26 protein-coding genes are annotated in these 25,285 nt (G+C 39.4%); 16 read left to right on the top strand and 10 right to left on the bottom strand.

The genetic code is table 11. The annotated features are described in order from the left end of the window. Nucleotide 1 precedes the first annotated feature (1 nt). A complete protein-coding gene (argH, locus tag LEP1GSC202_RS01640; protein WP_015675975.1) occupies nt 2-1,432 on the bottom strand; it encodes an argininosuccinate lyase in 1,431 nt (476 codons plus the stop codon). Then, nucleotides 1,429-1,857, bottom strand: a complete 429-nt coding sequence (locus LEP1GSC202_RS01635) for a heme-binding domain-containing protein (RefSeq protein WP_015675837.1) — start codon at nt 1,855-1,857, stop codon at nt 1,429-1,431. The genes argH and LEP1GSC202_RS01635 overlap by 4 nt, the downstream gene beginning before the upstream one ends. A gap of 93 nt (nt 1,858-1,950) precedes the next feature. On the opposite strand from LEP1GSC202_RS01635, the gene LEP1GSC202_RS01630 reads away from it, so the two are divergent. The 3 genes from LEP1GSC202_RS01630 (at nt 1,951) to LEP1GSC202_RS01620 (ending at nt 4,341) form a co-directional block, all read left to right on the top strand. Continuing rightward, the gene (locus LEP1GSC202_RS01630) at nt 1,951-2,406 is read left to right on the top strand and encodes an NfeD family protein (RefSeq protein WP_015675810.1); all 456 of its coding nucleotides are present in this window, start codon (nt 1,951-1,953) and stop codon (nt 2,404-2,406) included. A gap of 92 nt (nt 2,407-2,498) precedes the next feature. Beyond that, nucleotides 2,499-3,419 carry an SPFH domain-containing protein gene (locus LEP1GSC202_RS01625; RefSeq protein WP_039927886.1) on the top strand — a complete coding sequence of 307 codons (921 nt, stop codon included), beginning with the start codon at nt 2,499-2,501 and terminating at the stop codon, nt 3,417-3,419. Between the two features lies 1 nt (nt 3,420). After that, nucleotides 3,421-4,341, top strand: coding sequence for an SPFH domain-containing protein (locus LEP1GSC202_RS01620; protein WP_015675774.1), 921 nt, complete (start codon nt 3,421-3,423; stop codon nt 4,339-4,341). 17 nt (nt 4,342-4,358) lie between these two features. Here the strand turns inward: LEP1GSC202_RS01620 and LEP1GSC202_RS01615 are convergent, their stop codons facing one another. The 3 genes from LEP1GSC202_RS01615 to fliN form a co-directional block, all read right to left on the bottom strand. After that, nucleotides 4,359-4,826 carry an RNHCP domain-containing protein gene (locus LEP1GSC202_RS01615; protein ID WP_208597375.1) on the bottom strand — a complete coding sequence of 156 codons (468 nt, stop codon included), beginning with the start codon at nt 4,824-4,826 and terminating at the stop codon, nt 4,359-4,361. A gap of 190 nt (nt 4,827-5,016) precedes the next feature. Then, on the bottom strand, nt 5,017-5,445 hold the full coding sequence (locus tag LEP1GSC202_RS01610) for a GNAT family N-acetyltransferase (protein WP_244147607.1): 429 nt from the start codon (nt 5,443-5,445) through the stop codon (nt 5,017-5,019). Between the two features lie 63 nt (nt 5,446-5,508). Beyond that, nucleotides 5,509-6,027: a flagellar motor switch protein FliN gene (gene fliN, locus LEP1GSC202_RS01605; RefSeq protein WP_015675803.1), complete on the bottom strand. Its 519-nt coding sequence runs from the start codon at nt 6,025-6,027 to the stop codon at nt 5,509-5,511. Nucleotides 6,028-6,077: 50 nt separating this feature from the next. Here fliN and LEP1GSC202_RS01600 point away from each other — a divergent pair, with 50 nt between their 5' ends. The 4 genes from LEP1GSC202_RS01600 to LEP1GSC202_RS01585 all read left to right on the top strand — a co-directional run bounded on the left by LEP1GSC202_RS01600 (nt 6,078) and on the right by LEP1GSC202_RS01585 (nt 9,569). Further along, complete coding sequence (locus LEP1GSC202_RS01600; RefSeq protein ID WP_015675992.1) at nt 6,078-7,364, top strand: AAA family ATPase; 1,287 nt, start codon at nt 6,078-6,080, stop codon at nt 7,362-7,364. Between the two features lie 122 nt (nt 7,365-7,486). After that, nucleotides 7,487-8,320, top strand: coding sequence for a flagellar-coiling protein FcpB (fcpB, locus tag LEP1GSC202_RS01595; RefSeq protein WP_015676000.1), 834 nt, complete (start codon nt 7,487-7,489; stop codon nt 8,318-8,320). Between the two features lie 58 nt (nt 8,321-8,378). Next, nucleotides 8,379-8,849 (top strand): hypothetical protein, encoded by a 471-nt coding sequence (locus LEP1GSC202_RS01590; RefSeq protein WP_015675822.1) that lies wholly within the window; start codon nt 8,379-8,381, stop codon nt 8,847-8,849. Between the two features lie 3 nt (nt 8,850-8,852). Beyond that, nucleotides 8,853-9,569: an RsmE family RNA methyltransferase gene (locus tag LEP1GSC202_RS01585; RefSeq protein ID WP_015675974.1), complete on the top strand. Its 717-nt coding sequence runs from the start codon at nt 8,853-8,855 to the stop codon at nt 9,567-9,569. Here LEP1GSC202_RS01585 and LEP1GSC202_RS01580 read toward each other — a convergent pair. Further along, nucleotides 9,559-11,079 (bottom strand): hypothetical protein, encoded by a 1,521-nt coding sequence (locus tag LEP1GSC202_RS01580; RefSeq protein WP_015675831.1) that lies wholly within the window; start codon nt 11,077-11,079, stop codon nt 9,559-9,561. The genes LEP1GSC202_RS01585 and LEP1GSC202_RS01580 overlap by 11 nt on opposite strands. A 232-nt stretch (nt 11,080-11,311) precedes the next feature. On the opposite strand from LEP1GSC202_RS01580, the gene LEP1GSC202_RS01575 reads away from it, so the two are divergent. Genes LEP1GSC202_RS01575 through metW form a run of 3 tightly spaced genes read left to right on the top strand, consistent with a single transcriptional unit; the run spans nt 11,312 to nt 14,375 of the window. Further along, on the top strand, nt 11,312-12,616 hold the full coding sequence (locus tag LEP1GSC202_RS01575) for an O-acetylhomoserine aminocarboxypropyltransferase/cysteine synthase family protein (RefSeq protein ID WP_039927827.1): 1,305 nt from the start codon (nt 11,312-11,314) through the stop codon (nt 12,614-12,616). A gap of 8 nt (nt 12,617-12,624) precedes the next feature. Then, on the top strand, nt 12,625-13,761 hold the full coding sequence (gene metX, locus LEP1GSC202_RS01570; RefSeq protein WP_015675973.1) for a homoserine O-acetyltransferase MetX: 1,137 nt from the start codon (nt 12,625-12,627) through the stop codon (nt 13,759-13,761). Beyond that, a complete protein-coding gene (gene metW / locus LEP1GSC202_RS01565) occupies nt 13,758-14,375 on the top strand; it encodes a methionine biosynthesis protein MetW (RefSeq protein WP_015675880.1) in 618 nt (205 codons plus the stop codon). Before metX ends, metW begins: the two co-directional genes overlap by 4 nt. A 78-nt stretch (nt 14,376-14,453) precedes the next feature. Here the strand turns inward: metW and LEP1GSC202_RS20145 are convergent, their stop codons facing one another. The 4 genes from LEP1GSC202_RS20145 to LEP1GSC202_RS01550 form a co-directional block, all read right to left on the bottom strand. After that, nucleotides 14,454-15,086 carry an Lcl domain-containing protein gene (locus tag LEP1GSC202_RS20145; RefSeq protein WP_015675755.1) on the bottom strand — a complete coding sequence of 211 codons (633 nt, stop codon included), beginning with the start codon at nt 15,084-15,086 and terminating at the stop codon, nt 14,454-14,456. A 45-nt stretch (nt 15,087-15,131) separates the two neighbouring features. Then, nucleotides 15,132-15,428, bottom strand: coding sequence for a hypothetical protein (locus LEP1GSC202_RS20140; protein WP_244147606.1), 297 nt, complete (start codon nt 15,426-15,428; stop codon nt 15,132-15,134). Nucleotides 15,429-15,858: 430 nt separating this feature from the next. Next, entirely contained in the window at nt 15,859-17,091 is a 1,233-nt protein-coding gene (ilvA, locus tag LEP1GSC202_RS01555) for a threonine ammonia-lyase IlvA (RefSeq protein ID WP_015675904.1), read from the bottom strand. Nucleotides 17,092-17,340: 249 nt separating this feature from the next. Further along, entirely contained in the window at nt 17,341-18,189 is an 849-nt protein-coding gene (locus LEP1GSC202_RS01550) for a flagellin N-terminal helical domain-containing protein (RefSeq protein ID WP_002974229.1), read from the bottom strand. 240 nt (nt 18,190-18,429) lie between these two features. Here LEP1GSC202_RS01550 and ispH point away from each other — a divergent pair, with 240 nt between their 5' ends. The 6 genes from ispH to LEP1GSC202_RS01520 are packed head-to-tail and all read left to right on the top strand — an operon-like array spanning nt 18,430 to nt 25,284. Then, nucleotides 18,430-19,377 carry a 4-hydroxy-3-methylbut-2-enyl diphosphate reductase gene (gene ispH, locus LEP1GSC202_RS01545; RefSeq protein WP_015675967.1) on the top strand — a complete coding sequence of 316 codons (948 nt, stop codon included), beginning with the start codon at nt 18,430-18,432 and terminating at the stop codon, nt 19,375-19,377. Nucleotide 19,378: 1 nt separating this feature from the next. Next, nucleotides 19,379-21,001 carry a sensor histidine kinase gene (locus LEP1GSC202_RS01540; protein ID WP_015675855.1) on the top strand — a complete coding sequence of 541 codons (1,623 nt, stop codon included), beginning with the start codon at nt 19,379-19,381 and terminating at the stop codon, nt 20,999-21,001. 48 nt (nt 21,002-21,049) lie between these two features. Then, a complete protein-coding gene (locus LEP1GSC202_RS01535; protein ID WP_015675778.1) occupies nt 21,050-22,330 on the top strand; it encodes a response regulator in 1,281 nt (426 codons plus the stop codon). A 12-nt stretch (nt 22,331-22,342) separates the two neighbouring features. Beyond that, nucleotides 22,343-22,708 (top strand): response regulator, encoded by a 366-nt coding sequence (locus tag LEP1GSC202_RS01530; protein ID WP_015675861.1) that lies wholly within the window; start codon nt 22,343-22,345, stop codon nt 22,706-22,708. Between the two features lie 3 nt (nt 22,709-22,711). Then, nucleotides 22,712-23,083, top strand: a complete 372-nt coding sequence (locus LEP1GSC202_RS01525; RefSeq protein WP_015675943.1) for an STAS domain-containing protein — start codon at nt 22,712-22,714, stop codon at nt 23,081-23,083. Further along, nucleotides 23,083-25,284 (top strand): chemotaxis protein CheA, encoded by a 2,202-nt coding sequence (locus LEP1GSC202_RS01520; RefSeq protein WP_015676027.1) that lies wholly within the window; start codon nt 23,083-23,085, stop codon nt 25,282-25,284. Before LEP1GSC202_RS01525 ends, LEP1GSC202_RS01520 begins: the two co-directional genes overlap by 1 nt. Nucleotide 25,285: the final 1 nt, after the last annotated feature.

Raw genomic sequence — 25,285 nt, 5'->3', positions numbered from 1 at the left:
TTTATTTTTTACCTTTGGATTCTAGAGATTTTAATTTTTTGGTCAATTCGTTTAACTTGGTTTTCGCTTTTTTGATTTGTTCCTTTTGGCGAGAAAGTGCAGTTCCCCCATACACATCTTTTTTATCACAAGAAGTTTCGAGTGAAATCGCAGCTTCATAACCTGGGTCAGTTAGAACGGCATGGATTTGTCCACGTTCCCCACTTGGGATCGTAAAAAGATCATAACTTTTTAGTGTACAATGTTTTACAAGTTCCCCCACAATTTCATGCGCGGATCGGAAAGGAATTCCTTTGGCACTCACAAGCCAATCTGCAAGGTCTGTGGCTGTGGAAAAACCATTCCGCAAACTCCTCGTTGCATTTTCTGGAAAAATTTGAATCCCCTCTACCATATCGCGGATCCCTTCCGTACAAATTTTGATTTGTTTCACTGTATCAAAGAGAGGGATTTTATCTTCTTGGAAGTCCCTGTTATAGGAAAGTGGTGTTCCTTTTAACATCACTAACAGGTGAGTGAGATTTCCTATCACACGCCCTGCTTTGCCCCGAATGAGTTCTGCCACATCTGGATTTTTTTTCTGAGGCATAATGGAAGAACCGGTTGTTAGGTGGTCTGGCAATTTAAAATAACTAAATTCTTGTGAAGTGTACAAAATGATTTCTTCACAAAACCTGGAAATATGAACCATAAATTGGGAGGAAACAAATAAAAATTTAAAAATATGATCCCTTTGGCTTACTGCATCTATTGAATTTTCAGATAGCCGACTTAAACCCAAATCCTTTCTTAAAAACTCACGATCTGTTTGGTAATTGACTCCAGCAAGGGCACCAGAACCTAACACGAGTTCATTAGCCCTTTCGTATGCTGAAAAAAAATCTTCAAAGTCACGGACATTGGCCCAAAAATGGGACAAAAAATAATGAGATGCACGAATGGGTTGGGCAATTTGTAAATGTGTGTAACCTGGGATGATGGTTTTTGTGTGGGAATCTGCTTTTTTCACCCAAACCGTTAGCAAATCAAATAGTAAAACTAAAATAGAATGGATCTCGGCCTTAATGTAAAGTCTTACATCTTGAGACACTTGGTCATTTCGGCTTCGTCCGGTGTGGAGTTTTTTCCCCAAATCTCCAAGAAGCTCTGTTAGGCGAGACTCAATCGACATATGGATGTCTTCGTTTTCAATTTTGAATTCAAATTTACCAGAATCGATTTCCTTTTTGATTTGAATGAGACCTGTTTCAATTTTACGTTGTTCTGATTCTGAAAGAATCCCGATCCGTTTTAACATGCGGGAGTGAGAAATTGATCCTTCAATATCATGCGCATACAATTCTTTATCAAAACTGATTGATTCCCCAATCCGAATCATAAGGGAAGAAGGTGCCGCATCAAAACGACCACCCCATAATTTTTTTTCTTTCATTCCGATTCCTCACTGAACTGATTTGCCCAGTTTTTCAAAACTTCTTTGTCCACCTCGGACAATTGGGAACTTGGATGCAAAAGTTGGTAATCTTTAGGAGGCATTTCTCCTTCATCCACTTGTTCCCAAACTTCATAAATTTTTTTTCTTTGTTTTCTTTCTGCCAAACTTCCAAAATCGGAAAAGTTTAACTCTTCCCTTCCTTCGGTCACATGGTTTGTCACCAAATAAGAAATGGGAAAGATATAGGAATAAAGAGGCCAAACCGTTTCATTGGAATGGCAATCATAACAACTTCGTTTTAAAATCGTTTTGACTTCATTTGGAGCATCGATCTCTGCCGTGACAGGTGGATTCTCGCGTGGTACTGGGAATAATTGGAAGAATAGAAAAACGGAGAAAAGAAGGTAAAAAATTCGTTTCATACAAGACAGGTTCTTTTTCCTATCCCTTGATTCAAAGTATTATTTTTCTTGCCTTTAGGCGGTTGGAACGGTCTACTTTCCTAGAGGTTCCCATTGGATACCATTTTCGCTAACACACCTTATCTTTGGATTTTGATTGGAATTGTCCTATTATTTTCAGAATTTCTTTTGCCTGGGACCTTTGTGATGTTTTTAGGGATCGGTGCTATCTTTACCGGTATCCTTTCGCGGCTCGTTCCCATGGAATTTTATACGGAAGTGATCGTTTGGGTGGTCGCAAGTTTTGTTTCTATTGTACTTGGTGGTTCTCTCATCAAAAAATTTTTTAAATCAGAATCAAGTGTGGATCCTTTCATCAAGGAAGATTACCTCAATCAAATCGTCCCTGTGGAGATTGATATTTTAGTTGGTCGTCATGGTGGAAAAATAAAATTCCAAGGCACTTTGTGGGATGCTATTTCAAAAGATTCCAAAATTCCGAAAGGGGACTATGTTAGGATTTTATCCCGCGAAAATTTGACATTCACAGTTGAAAAAGTAGATTCGTAAGCCATTCATTCATTTTTTTTCAGACAAAATAAAAAAACCCTTTTCTCTTTTGAAAGTCCATGTACGGTCTTCAAGTCACAAAGGAGGAAACAATGGGCGCAACCGTCATCGTTGTTTTTTTGGTCGTCGTTTATATCATCAAAAAGACAATCATCATCGTACCAGAACAAAGTGTTTATATCAAAGAAAGATTAGGTGTTTTGAATGGAGTTTTGAAATCAGGGTTCTATTTTATGATCCCGTTCGTAGACCAAATCCGTTATAGGCAAAACCTAAAAGAACAAACCATCGATATCGATCCACAGGTTTGTATCACAAAAGACAACGTTTCAGTGGAAGTGGATGGGGTTTTGTATTTGAAGGTCATCGATGGTGAAAAAGCATCTTATGGGATTGATAACTTTATGTTGGCCACAACCCAACTTGCACAAACTACGCTCCGTTCAGAAATCGGAAAACTAATCTTTGATAACCTTTTATCAGAACGTGATGAGATCAATGGCCGAGTGGTTTCCAATATCGACCGCGCCACAGACCCTTGGGGCATCAAAGTCACTCGTTATGAAATTCGTAACATCACTCCACCAAAACAAATTTTAATTGAGATGGAAAACCAAATGAAATCGGAACGGGAACGCCGGGCTGAGATCACCATTTCCCAAGGGGAAAAAGAATCACGAGTCAATCATTCCGTTGGAGAAAGACAAGAATCCATCAATATCTCCGAAGGGGAAAAAATCAGATTGGTGAATGAAGCAGACGGTCGTGCCCAAGAAATCACACTCATTTCCAATGCAACGGCAAAAGGCCTACAACTCATTTCAGAAGCCATCAGTAAAAAAGGGGGAAAAGAAGCTGTGAGTTTACAAATCACACAAGAGTATTTGGATGCACTGGGCCAAATTTTGAAAACATCCAAAACAACTGTCGTTCCCGAAACCTTAGCCAATATCGGTGGGGTCTTTGAAGGGCTCTCAAAAATCACAACCAAAATCCCTCAGGTAGGAGAATAATATGGAATTTGTATACTTAGGCTTTTGGTCCTTAGTTGCCATCTATTTGATTTATAAAATCTTTCGGTGCATACGAATCATTCCTGCACAAGATGTTCTCATTGTCGAAAGGCTTGGAAAGTATTCAAGGTCACTGCGAGCTGGATTTCATATCCTGATCCCGTTCATTGATCGAGATGCCTATTACCATACGCTAAAAGAACAATCAATCGATGTACAACCTCAAATCTGTATCACCCATGATAACGTTCAAGTGAAGGTAGATGGTGTGATTTATTTAAAAATCATCGATCCAGTTCGTGCATCCTATGGTATTGAAGACTTTCAATTTGCAGCAATCCAATTGGCTCAAACAACAATGCGATCTGTGATTGGAACGATGGAACTTGACAAAACCATTGGAGAAAAGGATTTAATCAATTCAACTATCGTTGCAGCCATTGACCAAGCATCCGAACCTTGGGGGATAAAAGTGAATCGATATGAAATATTAAATATCGTTCCACCTAAATCCGTGTTAGATGCCATGGAAAAAGAAAAAAAGGCACAAATTGCAAAAAGGTCCCAAGTCCTTTTATCCGAAGGGGAAAGAGATGCTAGGATCAACCGTTCCCTTGGTTTCAAAGAAGAAGCTGTAAACAAATCGGAAGGAGAAAAACAAAGGAGGATCAACTCAGCTGAAGGAAAAGCAACTGAGATCGAAGCACTTGCCGTTGCAACCGCAAAAGGGATTGAAGCCATTGCAGGAGCAATCTCCGACCAAGGTGGGGCTTCTGCAATCAAACTCCAAATCACAAAGGCTTTCATCCAAAACTTCTTACATGTGGCAAAAGAAAGTACGGAGATTCTCATTCCTGCGGATGTGATGAACCTACCAACACTCATTGCCAACCTAACAGAAGCTAAAAAACCAAAAGCGTAACCTCACGCATCTCTCAATCAATCCGGTGGACCTTCCACCGGATTTTCTGTAAACAATCGAAAACTTGGTTTTGCCATGGCTTGGGCTGCTAAAGAAAGAAGCAAAGCTTCATTATCATCAGGTCCAATCCGATTGGCATGGATGACCCCACAACCCTTACAACGGTGTAAGATCACCCATTCCCCTTTTCGTACCCAAATGGAAATCGCTTCCATTTTACTCCCACAGATAGCTGCCCTGTCTCCAGGAGTATTGTCCAAATGCAGGCTTGTAAGGCAATTGGGGCAATGATTCCTTTGGTCAGTTCCAAAACCTGGAGGGAAAACCATTTGTTTGCATTCCACACAACGGAACTCAACCGTATCGGATCGGTAGCGGTGTGACTTTTGTTTCAGAGAAGGTACAAAGCTTTCCTCGTCTTCATCATCAAAACGTTGTTTTTTAGAGATTTTTTGAAAATTCGTTTGGTCATTGTTACGTGACATACCTAGTTTTTGCGGCAAAACAAAAAAAGGAACCAAAACAGTGGATGAATGGGAGATAGACCGCCTGTGCGAAGATAGCCGCCTCCTAATTGAATTTAGGCGGGGTATCCAAAACAAGATCACCGTTTTGGCGGTCTACACAATGGCTAGAGTGAACATAATGACAATTGGAAAATGAGTTTGGAATCAGTCAAGGAGAATTGTTTGTCAATTTTTTACAAAGAAAATAACAATTTTGGCCTTCCGGGTAATTTGGGATTTTTCCAACCTCCTCATACCCTAGTTTGGTGTAAAACTTTGGAGCTTGGAATCCAAAAGAATACCCAAAGACAAGTGTTGCCCCTAAACCCAGTGCTTCCGATTCGATTTGTTTGAGTAATTTTGTACCGAGGTCTTGGCCTCGTTTTCCTTCTGCTACCCATAGGAGTTGGAGGTTCAAACCTTTGAAAAACAAATAACAAAGGGATGCGGCCACAAGAGTTTCACCTTCTTTCACAAGTATGGCAAAAAATTCTTTGGATTCTAAATTTTGATCAGCTAACTTAGAAACGCTATACTCATGCAAACGGTGCCAAAGGTCTTCTTGTAACGATTCCGATGGATTCGTAATTCGTTCCATTGTGTATTCATTACTGATTGGTTCCAAAGAATTTTGCCTTACTATATAATGGAAAACCCTCTTTTACAAGAAGGCAGGCCCACCTAATCTTTCCATCGGATCCACAATTTGGGTGATTTGGACTCCGTAATAATCATCTAAAACAATGAGTTTTCCACGTCCAACTAGTTTGCCATTTGCTAAAATATCTAACTCTTCACCAATATTTTTGTCGAGCTCCACAACTGTCCCTTCTGTGAGTTGCAAAACATCTTTGATGAACATGGTGGTTCTTCCCAGTTCGATGGTCAGTTGTAAGGTGACATCCAGTAATAAATTGAGGTTTGCCGTATTATTCCCAGAACTAGACTGCGATTTGGACTGTGCTCTTGTAGGTGTTGGAGTGGCACTTGGTCCGAGGGCTGCCGCAATGTCAGCAAAGGATGGGCCATTGTCATCACCACCGCCCCCTCCAACGAGTGCGTCGAGGTCATCGAGTCCACCACCACCTCCGCCAGAGCCACCACCTGCAGGAGTGCTTCCGCCACTAAATCCACCGAGTAGCGCGTCTATATCTTCTTGTGATAGTGAACCTTCACCCATATTCCTACAACCTCTACAATGTATTCGTCGGAGGAAATCAAAATCCTTCCTTGAAAAAAAAGACAATCTTCCCTATTTTGTTCTTTATGTCCAATTCTCCTTCCCAACTGGATTTTTTTAAGGCCAAGGAACTCTTTGCCACAGAACTCAAACAGGCAAACTACCAATTTGTTCAAGAAAAAGAGGAAACCATCTTTCGATTCCGGCAAAATTCTGTGGGGAAAGACAAAATCCTGGATAGTCTTGGCATTGTTCGAAATTATATCGAAAACTTTCGCATTTACAATTTTGAGGAAGGTTACCTCAACTTACAATCCTTAGGTGAAAATCTATTTGAACCACAAAAAAATTTATCCTCTCGGTTTCGGATTCGGTTTTCCTTTAAATCAGATTTGAAAGTAGAATGTTCGAAATTAGGAGACTTTTCCACAAAAGAAGTCCAAACTACCCTACATCTATTCCAGTTCTTAACTTTAGAAGGTGGGACAACAAAAGACCCAAGGAGTATTTTGGAACCACTGGGAGTGGAGGTGTATGACCCCATTCTGGAAAAAGCAAAAGGGAATGAACTTGGTTTTGATTCTGTGTTTGGTTATGATGCGGTTAAAGAACAAATCTTGGAAAGTTTGGTTTTCCCTCTCCGCCGCCCGGAACCATTTTTAGAAATTACCAAACTCACCCGTCAAAAACCGACAGGAAACTTGCCACGAGCAGTTTTGTTTGAAGGGGAACCAGGAGTGGGGAAAACAAGTATGGCCAAAATTGTTTCGCATCTTTGTGGGGTTCCGATGGTTTACGTCCCAATCGAATCCATTTTGAGTAAGTACTACGGTGAATCTTCTCAAAACCTAGCCATGGTCTTTGATGCTGCCGCCCTCTTTCCTAAATGTATGTTATTTTTGGATGAAATCGATTCCCTTGCTACCTCTAGAGACGATGGACTTTTTGAGGCAACGAGAAACCTCCTAAGTGTTTTACTACGAAAACTAGATGGATTTGCGGAAAAAACAGGGACCATTACCATAGGAGCCACAAATCGGAAAGATGATCTGGATTCGGCCCTCCTCTCCCGTTTTGACAGAAAAATCCGATTTCCTCTGCCCAATCGGGAGGAAAGAGCCAAAATTTTGGAAGGATATGCGAAACAATTGGAGCAAAAGGAAAGGGAAACACTTGCGGATTTACTTTCCAATGCCTCTGGACGGAATTTGAAGGACTATTGTGACTATGTAGAAAGAAGGTGGATCACGAAAAATTGGTCCCAATTGGAGCAGTTGACAGCCCCCCCCATCCAATTTTATTTGGATTCCTTTCCAGATTTTGGATGGAAACACTAAAAAGAGAGAGATTCGGCTTCAATCTTCTTCAGTATTTTACCGATACTGAATACAGGATATTTGTTTACGCCCATGGGACGTTCCTTGGTATCCTCAAATTAACCTTTTAGGATGATTCGGACATGAAAATAAAATTAATTCTCCCCATTTTTCTACTTAGCATTGGGGTTTTCGCTCAAACTGGTAGCTCAGAAACAGGTTCTACTTCTGCTGGAATCGATCCTTCGCAATCAGGTAAGTCGATGGCAGATACAGAAAAAGAACTCGATGACAATATTTCTGAAGTGAACAAACGCCTTCGCCTTCACACAGTTTTATTCAAAATGAAAGTTCGTACACTTCCGCATAAAACGGTTCTTTACAAAGGAAAACCAAGTGCTGATGGAGAACGTTGCGAAGCTGCGGACAAACAAGAAGCACAAGATAACACTTGTTTGCACCTTGAGGTGTTTGATTTCGTTGGAAGTGAAGATGGTAAGTCTTCCAGAAACTTAGGTGCTAAATTCAAGAAAATGGAACTCTTTTATGAAGGCGCAAACAACGCAGATCCAGATCCAAGGAAAGAACAACCGCGTAACTTAACGAAAGTTAGAACTTACATCTACCAAAATAATTTTCTTTTAGAAGATAAAATCATCTCTGTGATAGTTGATGTGGCTCCAAACGGAGATCCTGCACACAACGATAAAATTGAACTCTTCTACCAACACGATGATTATCCGGTATGGGGAACACCAGAAACTCCTTCTGAAAAAGGTGTTGGAAAATACATTTTAGCAAATGTTGAAAACACAAAGTCGAACCCAATTCGAAACAATTTCAAAAAACAATTCTACTTTAAAAACTTAGATTATTTTGATAAATTATTCACAAAAATCTTTGATTATAATGACCGTGATTCTAACAAACATTATAAGAAAAACGTAGAAGCATTGAAAGGTTCTTTGAAATACTAAGAACATACATACAGGTTCTTAATTGAATCACGTAAAACAATGTCCGAATTGTTCCACGATGTTACGGTTCCCTGATACCCAGGGAACCATTTTGGTACAATGTCCAGTTTGTTCTCACCGTTTTACCTTTGATCCTGAAATGGAAACCGAAACCGGTTTTGGTAAAAACGAAACGGAAATTCCCTCCTTTCAATTCAAACCAACATTTCAAAATTACAAAGATCTAATGTTGGATCTTCTTTATGCTCCCATCGATTATCTAAAATCCAAACAAGGGAATCGTAAAAAAGAAATCCCTTGGATCCCGATCTTACTTTTTTCAATTTTCTTTCTTTATCTTTGGAAGTGGTCGCTTGCAAAAGATCCTAAACTCACACCTTCCAATTCTGCACCCGTGATCGAAGGAGAACCAAATTTTGGCAACACTCCTTTTGATTTTCTGCCGCCAGATGAAAGAATGCCAGCTTCCCCGGGCGAAGGAGAAAACCAACCACCTCAAGAACCAAAATCACCTGGTTTTGAGATTTAAAGATTGAACTGGATTGTCATCGAAGCTTCGGAAATCTCTTCCGAACAATCTGTGCACATTACAGGTTTACGCCATCATCACATTGTATCGATTTTAAAAAAGAAAGCCTCTGAATCTGTGTTAGTTGTTGTACCGGGGATTGGAAACTTTCGTTACCAAGTGGAAGGCATTTCCAATCAGGAAACAATTTTAAAAGCAGAGGAAAACCTTCCCAGAGTATTGGAGCCTCTTCCCATCCACTGTTTATTTTCGCTGCCAAGGCCACAAACAGCAAAAAAAATCCTCCACCTAGCGGGCGCATATGGGATCACTTCCCTGCATTTCTTTGCCACGGAATCCAAAAACAAAGAATATTGGACCTCACCTGTCTATTCTAAGGATTGGAAGGAATTGGTGTTAACGGGTCTTAGCCAAACAGGAAATAGCCAAATGCCTTCTGTCCACTTAGGACAAAAAGAAAACTGGAAACAGTTTTTAACTTCTTGGAAGGGACCTGTCCAAATTATGGACCGTGAGGGAAAGAATGGATTTCCAAATTCCAATCAGAAAGATTTTGGATTGAAAGAAACACTCTTTGTGTTTGGGCCAGAATCAGGATGGAAAGAATCTGACCATTTATTTTTTAAAGAACATAATTTGAATCAAACAAGTTTAGGAAACATCAACTTAAGGACTGAGTTTGCGTTTTCGTCACTCCTTTACCTTTTGTTTAAAAGCTGATCCCACCAGAGACAAGGAATCGAATTTCATCAATGCTTAGAAAGGACTTTTCACTTGCATCTAAGTAATACTTTCTGTAGTTTTGTAGCCTTAGGACAATAGGACCAAATGCTTTTGAGATTTCAGCAGCAGCTTGTGTGTTGTTATCGAGATCAAAGGCTTTTCCCTGTGAATCAAAACCTTTTTTAGTATAATAAAAGGACATAAGAAAGGAAGAACCGAGCGGTATATAAGCAGCTGCAAACACCCGTTTATTACCCTTAATTCCATAATCTTCTAATGCAAATTCAAATCCCAAATGGTAAAAGTTGATGTAAATGGTATGGTAATAACCTGTGACTTTTGCGTTGGATTGGTTTTCTAAATAATCATATTTTGGGCGGATGGGGGCTGATACTGGAAATTTTTGGAAGCGTTCCACTTCATAAAAACTATCGAAGTACATAGGTGCATAGTTTGCCGTCATCTGCCGAAATTCTGGTTTTAAAATTACATTGAGGTCTTTTGTTCCCAATCGAAAGATACTTCCATAATGCGCACCTTGGGCACCGTCCAATCCTTTGATTTTGTTAAAATCCACATACGGGGTAAATTCCACAAAGGGTAAGTTTAGGAGACGGTATTCAATGTCCATCCCCTCAATGGATGCTCGAGTGACTTCGGTTGTTTTTGGATTGTCTAATTTTTTTTCCGTTACGGGAGATCCGTTTGTATTATAAGCCATTTGTACAGGAGCCTGTCTATCCCAAGCTTGTGTATAACCAATCGTTAAACGGTTGTACCATGGGTCATTGTCAACAAGTTCCATTCTGGAATCTTTGCTAACTGGACGAATTTCTTTTTTGCGAAGTTCTTCTGCTTTTTTCTTTTGGATTTCTTCAGAACCTGCTTCTTCTTCCACACTTAAGCGACCCGATTCATCTAATACATTCCCCCGAAGGTTCATCAAATACACCAAATCGGATGATTTATCAAACAATGAATACAGAGAACGGCCGATGGCAAGAGGTTTGATGTACACCCTTGCGGCATTCACTTCAAAATTGACTACTGAGTTGGCAAAGTATTGTACCCCACCATAGTCAGTATTTAAGTCTGCCATCACGCCAGGATTGTACGCATCAAACCTGGAAGAACTTTGGTATTTGTTAACGATTGTTCCATGGCCGATGTAGCCATCTACCATCTTACCTGTATAAGCTGAGTAAGTTACTTTTCCAGGAACTTGTTGGTTATAGGTCCCATAGGATATATAATTCAGGACCCGAGCATAATCATTACGACTATTGTAATCCATCTCTCGAATTTTTCCGGCCTTACTCTCCAATTGGATGGGTTCTTTGTCTACCGCAAGGACATTGATGGGGAGCGAGAAGGAATACCCAAACTGGCTCCCATGGTTGTATGTAAAATTGGGAGAAATGTATCCATAATAATCCTTTTGGAAACTGGATCCGCCGGCATCAAACTGTAGCGCCGAGGATCGTCTCGATTCCGTACCTGTGGGCACCCATACTTGTGCATCGAGGTGAGCCACAAGGCAGAAAAAAACAAATAGAAGGCAGAATTGCTGACGAGATAAGCCCACGATACGTTCATTATCGTAAGGTTTTCCCTTGAAAATAAGAAATAATCTTGGATGCAAGGCGTCCAATAAAACAGAAATTAATTCTATTTTATTGGAGATTTTATTGACAAACTAGAAAGCAATCGAATACTAGGCGATACCATTGGGGGAATCTATGCCACGTCAATACAAACCAGAAACCATCGCACTCCACGGAGGCCAAGAGCCAGATCCTACGACCACATCTCGTGCTGTGCCACTTTACCAAACGACATCTTATGTTTTCAAAGATACCGACCATGCCGCAAGGTTATTTGGGCTGCAAGAGTTTGGAAATATTTACACAAGACTCATGAATCCAACCACCGATGTTCTAGAAAAACGTGTGGCAGCCCTTGAAGGAGGTGTTGCAGCGCTTGCAACTGCTTCTGGACAAAGTGCCGAAATGTTAGCCCTTCTCAATATCGTGGAAGCAGGACAAGAAATCGTCGCATCATCATCGTTATACGGTGGAACTTACAATTTACTCCACTATACATTTCCAAAATTGGGGATCAAAGTTCATTTTGTAGATCCTTCCAATCCAGAAAATTTTAAAAAAGCTTCCAATGATAAAACCCGTGCGTTTTATGCGGAAACTCTCGGAAATCCAAAACTAGACACATTGGATATCGCAGCTGTGAGTAAGGTTGCCAAAGAAGTGGGAGTCCCACTCGTGATTGATAACACTATGCCATCCCCTTATTTGGTGAATCCATTGAAACATGGTGCTGATATCGTAGTACATTCGTTAACCAAATTTTTGGGTGGTCACGGTACTTCCATCGGTGGTATCATCATTGATGGTGGAAGTTTCAATTGGGGGAATGGAAAATTCAAAAATTTTACAGAACCAGACCCATCCTACCATGGACTAAAATTCTGGGACGTGTTTGGAAAGTTTGAACCATTTGGCGGAGTGAATATTGCATTTATCTTAAAGGCAAGAGTGCAAGGTTTACGTGACTTAGGCCCTGCGATTTCTCCTTTCAATGCATGGCAAATTTTACAAGGTGTGGAAACACTCCCTCTAAGAATGGAAAGACATTCCCATAATGCATTAAAAGTTGCTGAATTTTTACAAAAACACCCAAAGGTTGAATGGGTCAACTACCCAGGGCTCCCTTCTGACAAAAACTATGCAACTGCAAAAAAATACCATGAAAGAGGACTTTTTGGAGCCATTGTTGGTTTTGAGATCAAAGGCGGAGTAGAGAAAGCTAAGAAGTTCATTGATGGACTCGAACTCTTTAGTTTACTTGCTAACATAGGTGATGCGAAATCCCTTGCGATCCATCCTGCTTCTACCACTCACCAACAGTTAACGGGTGAGGAACAAATTTCAGCAGGGGTGACTCCTGGATTTGTCCGACTCAGCGTGGGATTGGAAAACCTAGATGACATTCTAGTAGACTTAGAAGAGGCTTTAAAAAATATCTGATAAAGACTATGCCTACCTCCGACACAAATGAATTTTTTCACGGATCCGTAGGTGTCGTACAGACAAAAGTTGTTACCTTTGACTCCTTAACACTTGAGGGGGGTGAGACCATCACTCCTCTTGAGATTGCCTATGAAACTTACGGCACTCTCAATGAAAAAAAAGACAATGCCATTTTGGTTTGCCATGCTCTTTCAGGAGATGCACACGCAGCTGGTTTTCACGAAGGTGACAAACGCCCTGGTTGGTGGGATTATTACATTGGTCCAGGAAAGGCGTTTGATACCAATCGATACTTTATCATTTCCTCAAATGTCATAGGCGGTTGTAAGGGTTCAAGTGGGCCTTTGAGTACCAATGGCAAAACTGGAAAACCTTTCCAATCCACTTTCCCCTTTGTCTCGATTGGAGACATGGTGAATGCACAAGAGAAACTCATTCGTCATTTTGGAATCCATAAACTATTTGCCGTGGCAGGTGGTTCGATGGGTGGAATGCAAGCCTTACAATGGTCAGTTGCCTATCCAGATCGATTGAAAAATTGTATCGTAATGGCATCCTCTTCCGAACACTCTGCCCAACAAATTGCTTTCAACGAAGTGGGAAGACAAGCCATTTTATCTGATCCCAATTGGAACCAAGGATTGTATACCCAAGACAAACGACCTGCAAAAGGTTTGGCACTTGCTCGTATGATGGGTCACATCACTTATTTAAGTGATGAAATGATGCGAGAGAAATTTGGTCGTAAACCTCCGAAAGGAAATATCCAATCTACAGACTTTGCGGTTGGAAGTTATTTAATTTACCAAGGTGAATCCTTTGTGGATCGATTTGATGCCAATTCCTATATCTATGTAACAAAGGCCCTAGATCATTTTAGTTTGGGAACTGGTAAAGAACTAACCAAAGTTTTAGCGAAGGTTAGGTGTCGTTTTCTTGTAATTGCTTACACATCAGACTGGTTGTACCCCCCTTACCAATCCGAAGAAATTGTAAAATCGTTAGAAGTGAATGCGGTGCCTGTGAGTTTTATTGAATTAAATAACCCTGCAGGTCACGATAGTTTTTTGTTGCCTAGTGAAGAACAAGATTCGATTTTAAGAGATTTTTTAAGTGCAACAGAAGATGGAGGTTTCTTTTGAACATCCATACAAACGAAACACTTGGTTTGGATTTAAAAAACAGACCTGATATTTCTTACATAGCCAATCTTATCAAACCAGGAGAAAGAGTTTTAGATTTAGGTTGTGGATACGGTGAACTCATGTTAATTTTAAAAAACAAGGGAGTTCGAGTCCAAGGAATTGAAAAAGATGACAAATGTATCATCCAATGTGTGAAAAAAAGTTTATATGTCCACCATGGGGATATTGACGATGGTTTGAAACACCATTTGGATCACAGTTTTGATTTTGTCATTTTAAACCAAACAATCCAACAAACCTTAAACCCTGGTGATATCATAAAAGAATGTTTGCGAATTGGCAAACAGGTGATCATCGTATTTCCCAATTTTTCTCATTGGCAAATCCGAACCTCAATCCTTCTCAGTGGCAAAACGCCAGTGACTGACCTTATGCCGTTCCATTGGTATGACACACCCAACTTACATTATCTATCTGGAAAAGATTTTGAAGATTTCTGTGAATTTGAACGCATTAAAATTTTACATAAAGCATTTTTCAATCGAACGAGACAAATTAAATTATTTCCCAATCTATTTGCCACACTTGCTTTGTTTGTGATCCGAGCATAAATTGATTGCATAGATCAACTAACAAACATACATCCCTATCCCACGAATGTACAAATGACACTGACTTTTAAACGGGAGTTACAAATCTGATACACAACGTACGTATGCAGGTAAGTCTTTATTCAAATAAGCTTCATTCCCTGGACCAAAATTGACGGTAGTCACTTGAATATCGCCACCAGCAGGGAAAGTCTGTGGCCCCCAATAGTGATCTGCGACCGCATTGGGAAATAAAATTGGATCGGCAGTGGCACCAGCGTATTTTGTTTCATCTCCAACGGCAGTGCAACCGTCTTCGCCTGTGATGACACCACTATTCGTTTCACTACAACGAATGACAGAGAACATCTCTGTAAATAATGGGATCCGCCAGTTTTCTCTTTGGTAGATTTTCGTTTGGTTTTGGCTCTGACAAGAATGGTAGACTGCTCCTTTTGCCACCGGCAATGCATTACTGCCATTATTACACGCATTTGGATTTGTCACTGCATCATATCCATCCTCTGTTGTACAAAATCGAAGTGGAGTTGCAGAACCAAAGGAACAGTCTCCAAAACCATCTCCATTCTGATTGCCAAAAGGATTCCATGTGGAGCCAAATGTGCACCGGTCCCATAAAATGGTTTTGCTACTGACAACTGTTTTGGCAAAGGGGCATGTAATCAAGACATCATATATTTTGAATCCATCCCAAGCTCCACGGGTTGTCACTTGGCAATGGACTTCTGTAGGTTGGCCTGGGAACTCGATCTGAAACTATTTCGGAGATCCGTAAATGAACATAGAAAAACTGCCATTCTGTTGCAGTGTAACAGTCGTTCCATCCGTTGATGAACGAATTGTCAATGGGCTTTGGTAAAGGCCAGTGACCCTTCCTTCTACTAGAAAAAACCTTGGATAAGCAACGATGTCATTTTCTAAAAGTCGATTTTCCCAATACGCCTTTGTAAAAGGATCTCCAGAGTTCTGTTTCCAATCTGGTTTGCATTGAAATAGTAAAAGAGGCAAACAAATTGCAAATAATGTGAGGAGAGAAAACAATATTCGTCGCATAAATTCTTTGTAACCAGTAACCCATTCCACCTTCAATAATTTATTAAACTGGTAATGAGAAAGTATTTTGGAACTTTAGGGAAAACGTGTAGGGAATTATTGGATGAGTGGGATGACAAGTAGGGTATACTTTCCCCGCCCTAATCGAACTGGGTGGGGTAATCCACCCGCCTCCCAATGCTACCGATCTATCACATAACACCGATTTGATCAAGATAAACTTGAAAACCAAGTTAAATTTTAGAAATAAGTTCATGTTTGCACAAAAAACCCGGCAATCACTCCGGGTTTCTTAGCTGTACGGCGATCAATGGGATCATTATCAATATCGTTTGTTTTGAAATTTCCTTTAGGAGATTCTAAAGAAATCTAATGTGAGAATCTAAAAAAGAATCAATGATCAAAATGAAATCTAAGTTTCCATGTGAATTTAAATTAAATATTCGAACAAATTTTCATCTTGGTTGATTAAAGTGAAGTTCAAATGGAATTTTTTCATTCGAACTGTTAAAGATTGAAAATCATGCTTTGATTTGAGTTCAATGCCGATAAGGGCCGGCCCGGATTCTTTATTATGTTTCTGTATGAATTCAAATCGAACAATATCATCGTTTGGTCCCAAGATTTCGTTCACAAATTGTTTTAATGCTCCTGGTTTTTGTGCAAATCGAACAATAAAGTATTGTTTGAGTCCTTCATAGAGTAACGACCTTTCTTTGATTTCTTGCATGCGATCGATATCATTATTACCACCGCTCAAAACACAAACAACTGTTTGACCCCGAATTAAATCCTTATATTCATCCATAGCTGCGATACTGAGAGCACCAGCTGGTTCACTCACGATGGCATCTAAGTTATATAAATCTAGAATCGTTGTACAAACTTTACCTTCGGGAACGAGTGTTAGCTCATACAATACAGATTGGCAAATAGGAAACGTAATATCCCCTACTTTTTTTACAGCGGCTCCATCTACAAATTTGTCAATTTTATCCAAAATCACAGGTTTTCCAGACCTCATTGCTTCCTTCATCGATGGTGCTCCTAGTGGCTCTGCACCAATGATCTTCGTTTGCGGAGAATGAACTTGGAAGTAAGTTCCCACTCCTGCTCCTAAACCACCTCCACCAATTGGTAAAAATAAGAAATCGATCCCATTCAATTCATCACAAATTTCTTTTCCAACGGTTCCTTGGCCTTCTATAATTTTTGGATGGTCAAAAGGGGGAATAAAAGACATGGATTTCTCTTTTGCATATGAAATGGCTTCCTTTTGGCACTCATCAAAAGTATCTCCTACTAGTTTAATCTCAATATACTCTCCACCAAACATTCGTACCTGATTGATTTTTTGTTTTGGTGTGACTTCTGGCATGTAAATCACACCTTGTATTTGGAGTAATCGACATGAATGCGCAACACCTTGCGCATGATTCCCAGCACTTGCACAAACAATTCCATACTTTCGTTCTTCTAAGGATAAACTTTGGATCATATTGTACGCACCTCGGATTTTATAGGAGCGAACTACTTGTAAATCTTCCCTTTTAAGGTAAATTTTTGCCTGATACAAATCAGACAAACGGGTATGGAATTGTAAGGGAGTTTGATTGATGATGGGTTTTAAAATTTCGTAAGCGGAATCAATCTTTAATTTCATATGGGAAACTTATAACCATTATTTGATTCCGATGGGATTTCATTCAAAACATTTATCTTGGATTCGTTCAAGATTCAAATAAGCAAATCGAATGAAACTGAAATGTGGAAAGTAAAAAATGGGAAGAGGAAATTGGGAGAGTCGTAAGTATTAAGTGAGAATTGGAAAAAGGAAATCAAAAAATGAAAATCGAGAAACCAAAGGAAGGGCCCCAACCACCCTGCCCTACCTAAGGTTTCTCTTATCCTATTACTGGAGCAATCTCATCACTGACTGAGACTTCATGTTTGCTTGCGCAAGCATTGACGTAGCAGCCTGAGTTAAGATTTGGTATCTCGTGAAGCTGGTCATTTGTTCAGCCATGTCAGTATCACGGATACGAGACTCAGAAGCTTGTGTGTTTTCATAAGCATTCATAAGTCCTTTTGCAGCATGCTCCATACGGTTGTAATATGCACCAAGGTCAGCTCTTTGTTTAGAGATCACTCTTAGGGCATCATCACAAAGTCCGATCACGGAGTTTGCTTTACCTGCAGTCGAAAGAGAGATGAAAGTAAGAACCGTAGGGTTTCTTAATCCCAATGCCGCAGTGTTCATTGTTTCAATGTACACACGCTCTCTTTGGTGCATGTTAGCTCCAATATGGAACCACATACTAGCAGTTGGGTTGAGACGAGCAAAAGCTCCTGTAAGCAGTTTCATTTTGTTGAATTCTGCTTGGGAAGCAATACGATCGATCTCATCCACTAGCTGTGAAACCTCGACTTGGATTTGTTGTCTATCTTCTTCCGAGTAGATACCGTTCGCAGCTTGCACCGCGAGTACACGAACACGTTGAACGATTTCGTGTGTTTCTTGAAGATATCCTTCCGCCGTTTGAATGAGGGACATACCATCTTCAGTATTCTGTTCTGCACGTCGAAGACCAGCAATCTGAGTTCTCATTTTCTCAGACACTGCAAGTCCAGATGCGTCATCTCCGGCTTTGTTAATACGCATACCAGAAGACAACTTTTCGATATCTTTGCTCAGGTTCGCGTCGTTAGACTTCAAAGTTCTGTGTGCAAAGATCGCACTTACGTTGTGGTTGATAATCATCCGGGTTCCTCCTTGAATCCGTTCTCTCACCGCTCAAAGTTTTCACCTTGAACCCAAGAAATTGATGAATTTTCGAAGAGGCCATCCTTGGCCCTTTCAAGATAAGGATCGGTCATTCTGGTAGGGAGGATAATAGGGAAAATGAAATAAAATTTGAATAAAAAGAGAACTTCCCCTTTTCTAAAATATGTCCTAGGATTTCTATGGAACTGGACGTATGGAAAAGGTAGGCGTTTTCACGTGTTAGAGACAATTTATTTAGCAAACCCCCGAGGATTTTGTGCTGGAGTGAAATATGCGATCTCCTACGTAGAGACGGCATTCCAGGAAAACCCAGAGACTCCTCTTTATGTTCGAAAAGAAATCGTTCATAACCAAAGAGTTGTTGAGGAAATGAAAAAAAAGGGAATCCGATTCATAAGCGAACTCAATGAAGTTCCAGATGGTGCCACAGTGGTTTTCTCGGCACATGGTGTTTCTCCCGAAGTGGTAAAAGAAGCGACGGAACGCAAAATGAAGATTGGAGATGCCACTTGCCCCCTAGTCACTCGAGTCCACAAAAAAGCACGAAATATCAAAGACACCCACCAAATCATCTATATTGGCCACAAAGGCCATGACGAAGCCATAGGCACGATGGGAGAAGCGAATATGCATTTGGTGGAATCACCTGAGGATGTAGAAGCTTTACAAAATAAAATCACAAATGAAAAACCGCTCACCTACCTAATGCAAACGACACTTTCTGTGGAAGATACGAAAAATATCGTTAAAAAAATCGAAGAGGTATTCCCTTACGTGGAACACCCACAAAAAGATGATATTTGTTATGCGACAACAGAAAGACAAGATGCCGTTCAAAAGATGTTAGAATCTGTGGATGCGATGCTTGTGATCGGTGCGGAAAATTCTTCCAATTCAGTGAGACTTTGCCAATTGGCTAAAAAAACAAGACCCGCCAGTTTTCAAATCTCAAAAAAAGAAGATGTAGATCCAAAACACATCATGGATTCAAAAATTAAAATCTTAGGAATCACAGCAGGTGCATCAAGCCCACAAATCCTAGTGGATGAAATTGTGGAAGAAATCCTCAAACATTTTCCAAATGCAACCGTGTCTTTATTTCCTGAAAGCCGCGAAGACACAATGAGTTTCAAACTGCCGAAAGAACTTTTAAAACAATATTAGTATGATATTAGATCCGTTGTCCCTCTTTCAAGCTTCCTTAGAAGGAAATGATTCAGGGACAGCGATTTTATGTATCGATTCGAAAACAAAGCAATACGAAATTTTATTACAAAACTCCATTTTTACCAAACTTTCGAAAGAGTTTGACATTCGTTTTTTTCTAAAAAATAAAATTCTCACAAACAACTTTGATACAGAAATCATCTATAAAGTTGATGGAAAAATTTTAGAAACATCTTTTGGAAATTTCGATGATCCGAAAGGTGACCCAAACAAAAAATACTCAAAATTTTTTGTACGAGACATTACAATCAAACAAAAACAAGAAGAAGAGATTACTTGGAGGCTACGATTTGAATTGGGTGTTGCTTCTTCCATTCAAATCCTCATCCAAAAACCATCCATTAGAGAGAGTTTGCCCCAAGCCCTTTACCAACTTCTCTATTTTACAGAAATGGATTCCATTTTTTTCTTAAAACACATTGGAACGACTGCGACAGAAACATTTGAAATTTGGGTCAACGAAAGAAAAACAACGGAGTTTCCACTATTATCCTCCAAATTCCAAAATTTAAATTGGAACAAGGAAGGTATCAGCCGTTGGCTTCATAAATTAAAAAATGGAAAACTCATTTATTTGCAAAAGGAAAAAGCATTACCCAAAGAAAAATGGTACTTTGAAGAATCAAAAGTGGAAACGATCTTATGGATTCCTGTTCACTTTGAAAATCAATTTTTAGGAATCATGGGATTCCAAAAACACACTCCCAATTTTGTCATCCATCATGATAACCTACTCATCTTTCAAACAATAAGCCGATGGATGGGATTGTTTGTGCAACGAGATAAAGACCTAACGGAACTCAATCGTTACAAATCTAGTTTAGAATCCCTTATCTTGGAACGAACCTTGGACTTGAGTCGAACCAAAGAAGAATTGGAACGAGCCTATAAAGCGAAAACAGATTTTTTAGCTCATGTGAGCCATGAACTGCGTACACCTCTCAATTCGATCATAGGATTTTCGAAACTCATCCAACTTCCAGAGGAAGATCTTACTGGAAAAGAGTATTTAAATTACATCTATTCTGGAGGAACAAGACTCCTCAAAATGATCAATGAAATCTTACATCTGATGAGGATTGAATCAGGACAAATTGAACTCAAACTTTCCGAGTTCAAACCAGAAGATGTTTGCAGACAAACATTAGAACTCATCCAACCCCAAGCTGACTCCAAACGTATGGAAATTCGATTTTATCCGCCGATACAGTCCAAAACCATGACTTCTGACAGTGGTAAAATCCAACAAATCCTTTTGAATTTACTTTCGAATGCCATTAAATATGCAGTCCATACCTTCGTTGAATTCCATTGCGAATGGAATGATTCTAATCTTCTCTTCAAGGTCAAAGATTTTGGACCAGGAATTCCAGAAGAAGACCAAACCCGCATTTTTCATAGTTTTACGAGACTGAATGATGACGGAAAAATAGAAGGAACTGGGCTTGGATTGTCCATCTCACAAGGTTTGGCAGAAAAACTAGGTGGAACGATTGAACTTTCCTCCAAATTCGGAGAAGGCTCCACTTTTACTCTCATATTACCAGAAAATCGTAAATAAAGGTATTGAACCATTTAGAAATACGGAATATGATTTCCGATATTCTATATGGTGGAACCAATCGATCCCAATCAAAAAAATGTTTCCAAAGCAAATGAAAGCCGTAGGCCGAAAGAACCCATCCTAATCATAGAAGATAAACGGGAAAACCAAGTTCTATTAGAAGGAATCTGCAAACGGATAGGTGTTTCATCGGAAGTGGCCGAAAATGGAGACATCGCCCTAAAAATGGCGAAAGAAAAAAAATACAGTCTTTATTTGGTAGACCTGATGATGCCAGTCATCGATGGCAAAACCTTTATTGCTGAACAAAGTCAGTTGGAACCAAACGCAGTTTTTATTGTCCAAACAGCCATTGACCAAACGGAAGAAATCATCGAAATCATGAAATTGGGAGTGTATGATTATTTAATCAAACCCCTTCACGTAGAATTAGTGACCGATCGTTTGGAAAAGGCTTTAGAATACGTCTACTTAAAAAGAATGGAAGCCCTTCTCATCGACGAAGAAGCAAAGGAACTCAAAAGTCAATTAGAATGGTTGAATTACAAAGAAGCACATCGCAAAAACACAGAAATTAATGCAGAACTCAATTCCATTTTGAACTTAAAAACGACAATGATGCAAGGTTCAGGCCTTGGCGCGATGACAACTCTAATTGATACGATTGACAAAATTAAAAAAGAAGAAAATGGGAATTATCTCATCCAAAAAGAGTATTGGGAATTACTCACAGAAAACCAAGACCATAACAAAACAATGTTAAAAGGTCTGGATCTGGCTGTCGAATTCATTCAATCTAAATTTACGTTACAGAAAGTATCCAGTAACCAATTATTATCCCTCTTACCCGAAATCACAAAAAGCTTTCAGAATGAAATGGATGTGAAACAGATAAAAGTGAATTTACCTGTTGTGAAACAAACGGTATCATTAGAAATAGAATTGAATTCGATCAAAACAGTAATCCATGAAATTTTTACGAATGGTTTGAAGTATTCCAAACAAAACTCTAACTTTGATATTTTTGTAACCTTTGTAGATGGTTACTTTTGTTTGTCTGCTAAAAACAATGTGATTGAGGATGAGTATGCCAGACAATTACTCACTTCTGAAAAAAAATTAGTAGAACCTTTTTTCCGCATCCACCCTCCCGTTGAAAGTTTTCACGATAAAGAAAAATTTAGTTTGGGTCTTGGTTTGACCATGGTAGATTTTATCTTACAAAAACATAATGGTATGTTTTTTATCAGAAACGCAATTGATCACACCACGGAAACAAAAGCAAACTGTGTGATAGCAGAAATTTTTCTCCCAATTCAAACGTAAAAAGGATACAAAATGAATAGAAAAATCTTAATTATCGATGATTCAGCAGTATTTCGAAAGATTATCTCTGTCCATCTAAAGAATGCAAACTTTGATTTGATGGAAGCGGGTGATGGTTTAGAAGGGTTAAAACAATTGGAAACCAGTCCAGTGGATTTGATTGTTTCTGATATGAACATGCCAAATATGGATGGAATTAGTTTTATCAAAAAAGTGAAAGAAAATGCCAAATTCAAATTCACTCCCATCATCATGTTAACAACGGAATCCCAACCTGAGAAAAAACAACAAGGGATGGATGCTGGTGCCAAAGCATGGCTCACGAAACCATTTTCACCTGAAGAACTCTTGGATACGATCGCAAAGTTATTACCGTAATCTATGGAACCAAACCAATCCATTCAAAAATCAAATGAGGAAGAAACCATAATTTGGTCAGGTTATCTTACTGTTCCCTATATCAATGAGTGGTATGAGAAATCGAAACATTGGGATAACGTACATGGTAAAACCTTAAAACTCGATTTGAATGGAATTGAAAGGATCGACTCTGCCGGAATCCAACTTCTCATTTTTTTAAAAAAACAAACAGTTTCAAAACACCAAAAATTGGCATTAACCAATCATTCCCTAGCGGTTCTCAAAAGTTTTGATTTACTGGGACTTGTCTCCTACTTCGGCGACCGTATCAAAGTAAAAAAAGAACACTCAAATGAAGTTGAGTTTCGGTATGGTACAAGGAAAGTTTCGTAATGGATTTAACGGAAGTGATAGATGCCTACCTCGTTGAATCGGAAGAACTTTTACGAGACATGGAAACGATTTTACTTCGTACGGAATCGTCACTTCCATCCGATGAAGATTTAAATGCGATCTTTCGAGCAGTGCACACGATTAAAGGGACTGCTGGTATGTTTGGATTCGAATCCACTGTATCCTTTACTCACGTTGTGGAAAATCTTTTAGACGAATTACGTTCCCATACCATAGAATTCCATTCCAATCTCACCGAACTTTTGTTAAAAGCAAAAGACCATTTATTATTTTTAGTTTCAGAAGAAACAAAAGGCAAAATCCCAGCTGATAAAATAACCTTTGGCCAAACAATTCTCGATGCAATGAAACCATATTTGCAAACAAAAGTTGGTGGAAAAAAGGAAAACCTCGGATCAAATGAAAATTTTCAAATCCAAAACGGTGAAGGGAACCAAAGTGCCGAAGGGACAAAAGATGTCAGTACGAACGAAAACGGGATAGGTTTTCCCAATTATCTGATTTCCTTTCGGCCAAATCTCAATGTATTCTCGCATGGACTGGATCCTATTTCATTCATTGGTTACTTAAAAAAAATCGGAACCATCATTTCACTAAAAACCATTGATCAATTTTTACCGGATGGAAGTGAGTTTGATCCTGAAAATTGTTATTTAGGATTTGAAATCCAATTCCAATCAGATAAGGATTTAGAATCCGTAAACAAGGTCTTTAATTTTATTGAACAGGATAGTTTTTTGCATATCTACCCACCTGGTTTCCTCACGACAGACCTTGTTGATTTGGCAAACCAACTTCCTGAAGAAGAGATTTATTTGGGAAATGTTTGGAAGGAAATCCAAGTATTGGACGAAAAAGGATTTTTAGAGTATTTAGAGGAAATCAAATCCAGAAAAACGGGTTTCCAGGCACAATCGACAAGTTCTACAACTTCCTCACAAAGGTTTTCAGAAACTGCTAGCAGTGAACAAAACGGTTTTGATCCAAACAAAGAGAATACAAAATCCGTCACGATCAAAGTGGATTCCAAACGAATTGACAATCTCATCAATCGTGTTGGAGAATTAGTGGTCTCATGTGCGAATATGAACCAACTCATCGGTGATACAGAAGATTCCAATTTACAAGAGTCTTCCTTACTGGTGATGAGGCTTCTCAATGAAGTGAGAGAAATTTCATTAAAATTGCGTATGGTTCCAATTGGGGATAGCTTCCAAAAGTATACAAGGATTGTGCGGGACTTAGGAAAGGAATTAGAGAAAGACATTCGACTCATTACCGAAGGGAATGAAACAGAACTTGATCGTAATATTGTGGAAAAATTAAGTGATCCCCTCACCCATTTGGTGAGGAATGCTTGTGACCATGGATTGGAATCAAGTGAAGTTCGCATCCAAAATGGAAAACCAAAACAAGGCACAATCAAACTGAATGCGTATCATGAGGCAGGAAGTGTTGTGATCGAAGTTTTTGACGATGGAAATGGAATTTCGAAAGAAAAAGTTTGGCAAAAGGGAATCGAAAAAGGACTTGTGACGGGACCTGTTCCAGATTCTGACGAAGACGTATACAAACTGCTTTTCCAACCTGGATTCTCCACTGCACAAAAGGTAACCAATGTCTCAGGTAGAGGTGTTGGACTCGATGTGGTTTACAAAAACATTGAAGCCCTCCGCGGGACCATTACTGTCAAATCACTTCCGAAACAAGGGAGTCGTTTCATTTTGAGATTGCCTCTGACCCTTGCCATCATTGAAGGGTTCCTTGTTGCCGTTGGCAATAGCCATTTCATCATCCCAATGGAAATGGTATTGGAATGCCTGCATTTCTCAGAGGAACATAAAGCTGACCAAAACCAATTTTTTGCACTCCGAGGGAATTTGATTCCATTCCTTCGGTTAAGAGACTATTATCCATGTGATCGCGTCTCACAAGGAACAAGAGAAAATATTGTGATCGTACGAAATGGAGAAAAAAAAGCAGGAATCGTGGTCGAAAGACTGTTAGGCGAGTACCAAACAGTGATAAAACCCATGGGCTCCGTCTTTCGACATGTGAAAGGAGTCAGTGGGTCTAGTATCCTCGGAGATGGCAATGTTGCCCTTATCATAGATGTCCCCTCATTATTTGAGAGAACCATCAGTATAGAAAATCAGAAATTATTAAGTCATAGAGGTTGAT

The sequence above is a fragment of the Leptospira yanagawae serovar Saopaulo str. Sao Paulo = ATCC 700523 genome (assembly GCF_000332475.2).
Classification (GTDB): Bacteria; Spirochaetota; Leptospiria; order Leptospirales; family Leptospiraceae; genus Leptospira_A; species Leptospira_A yanagawae.
The sequence above is the reverse complement of the archived record's forward strand: the minus strand, read 5'-3'. Positions and strand labels throughout refer to the sequence as shown.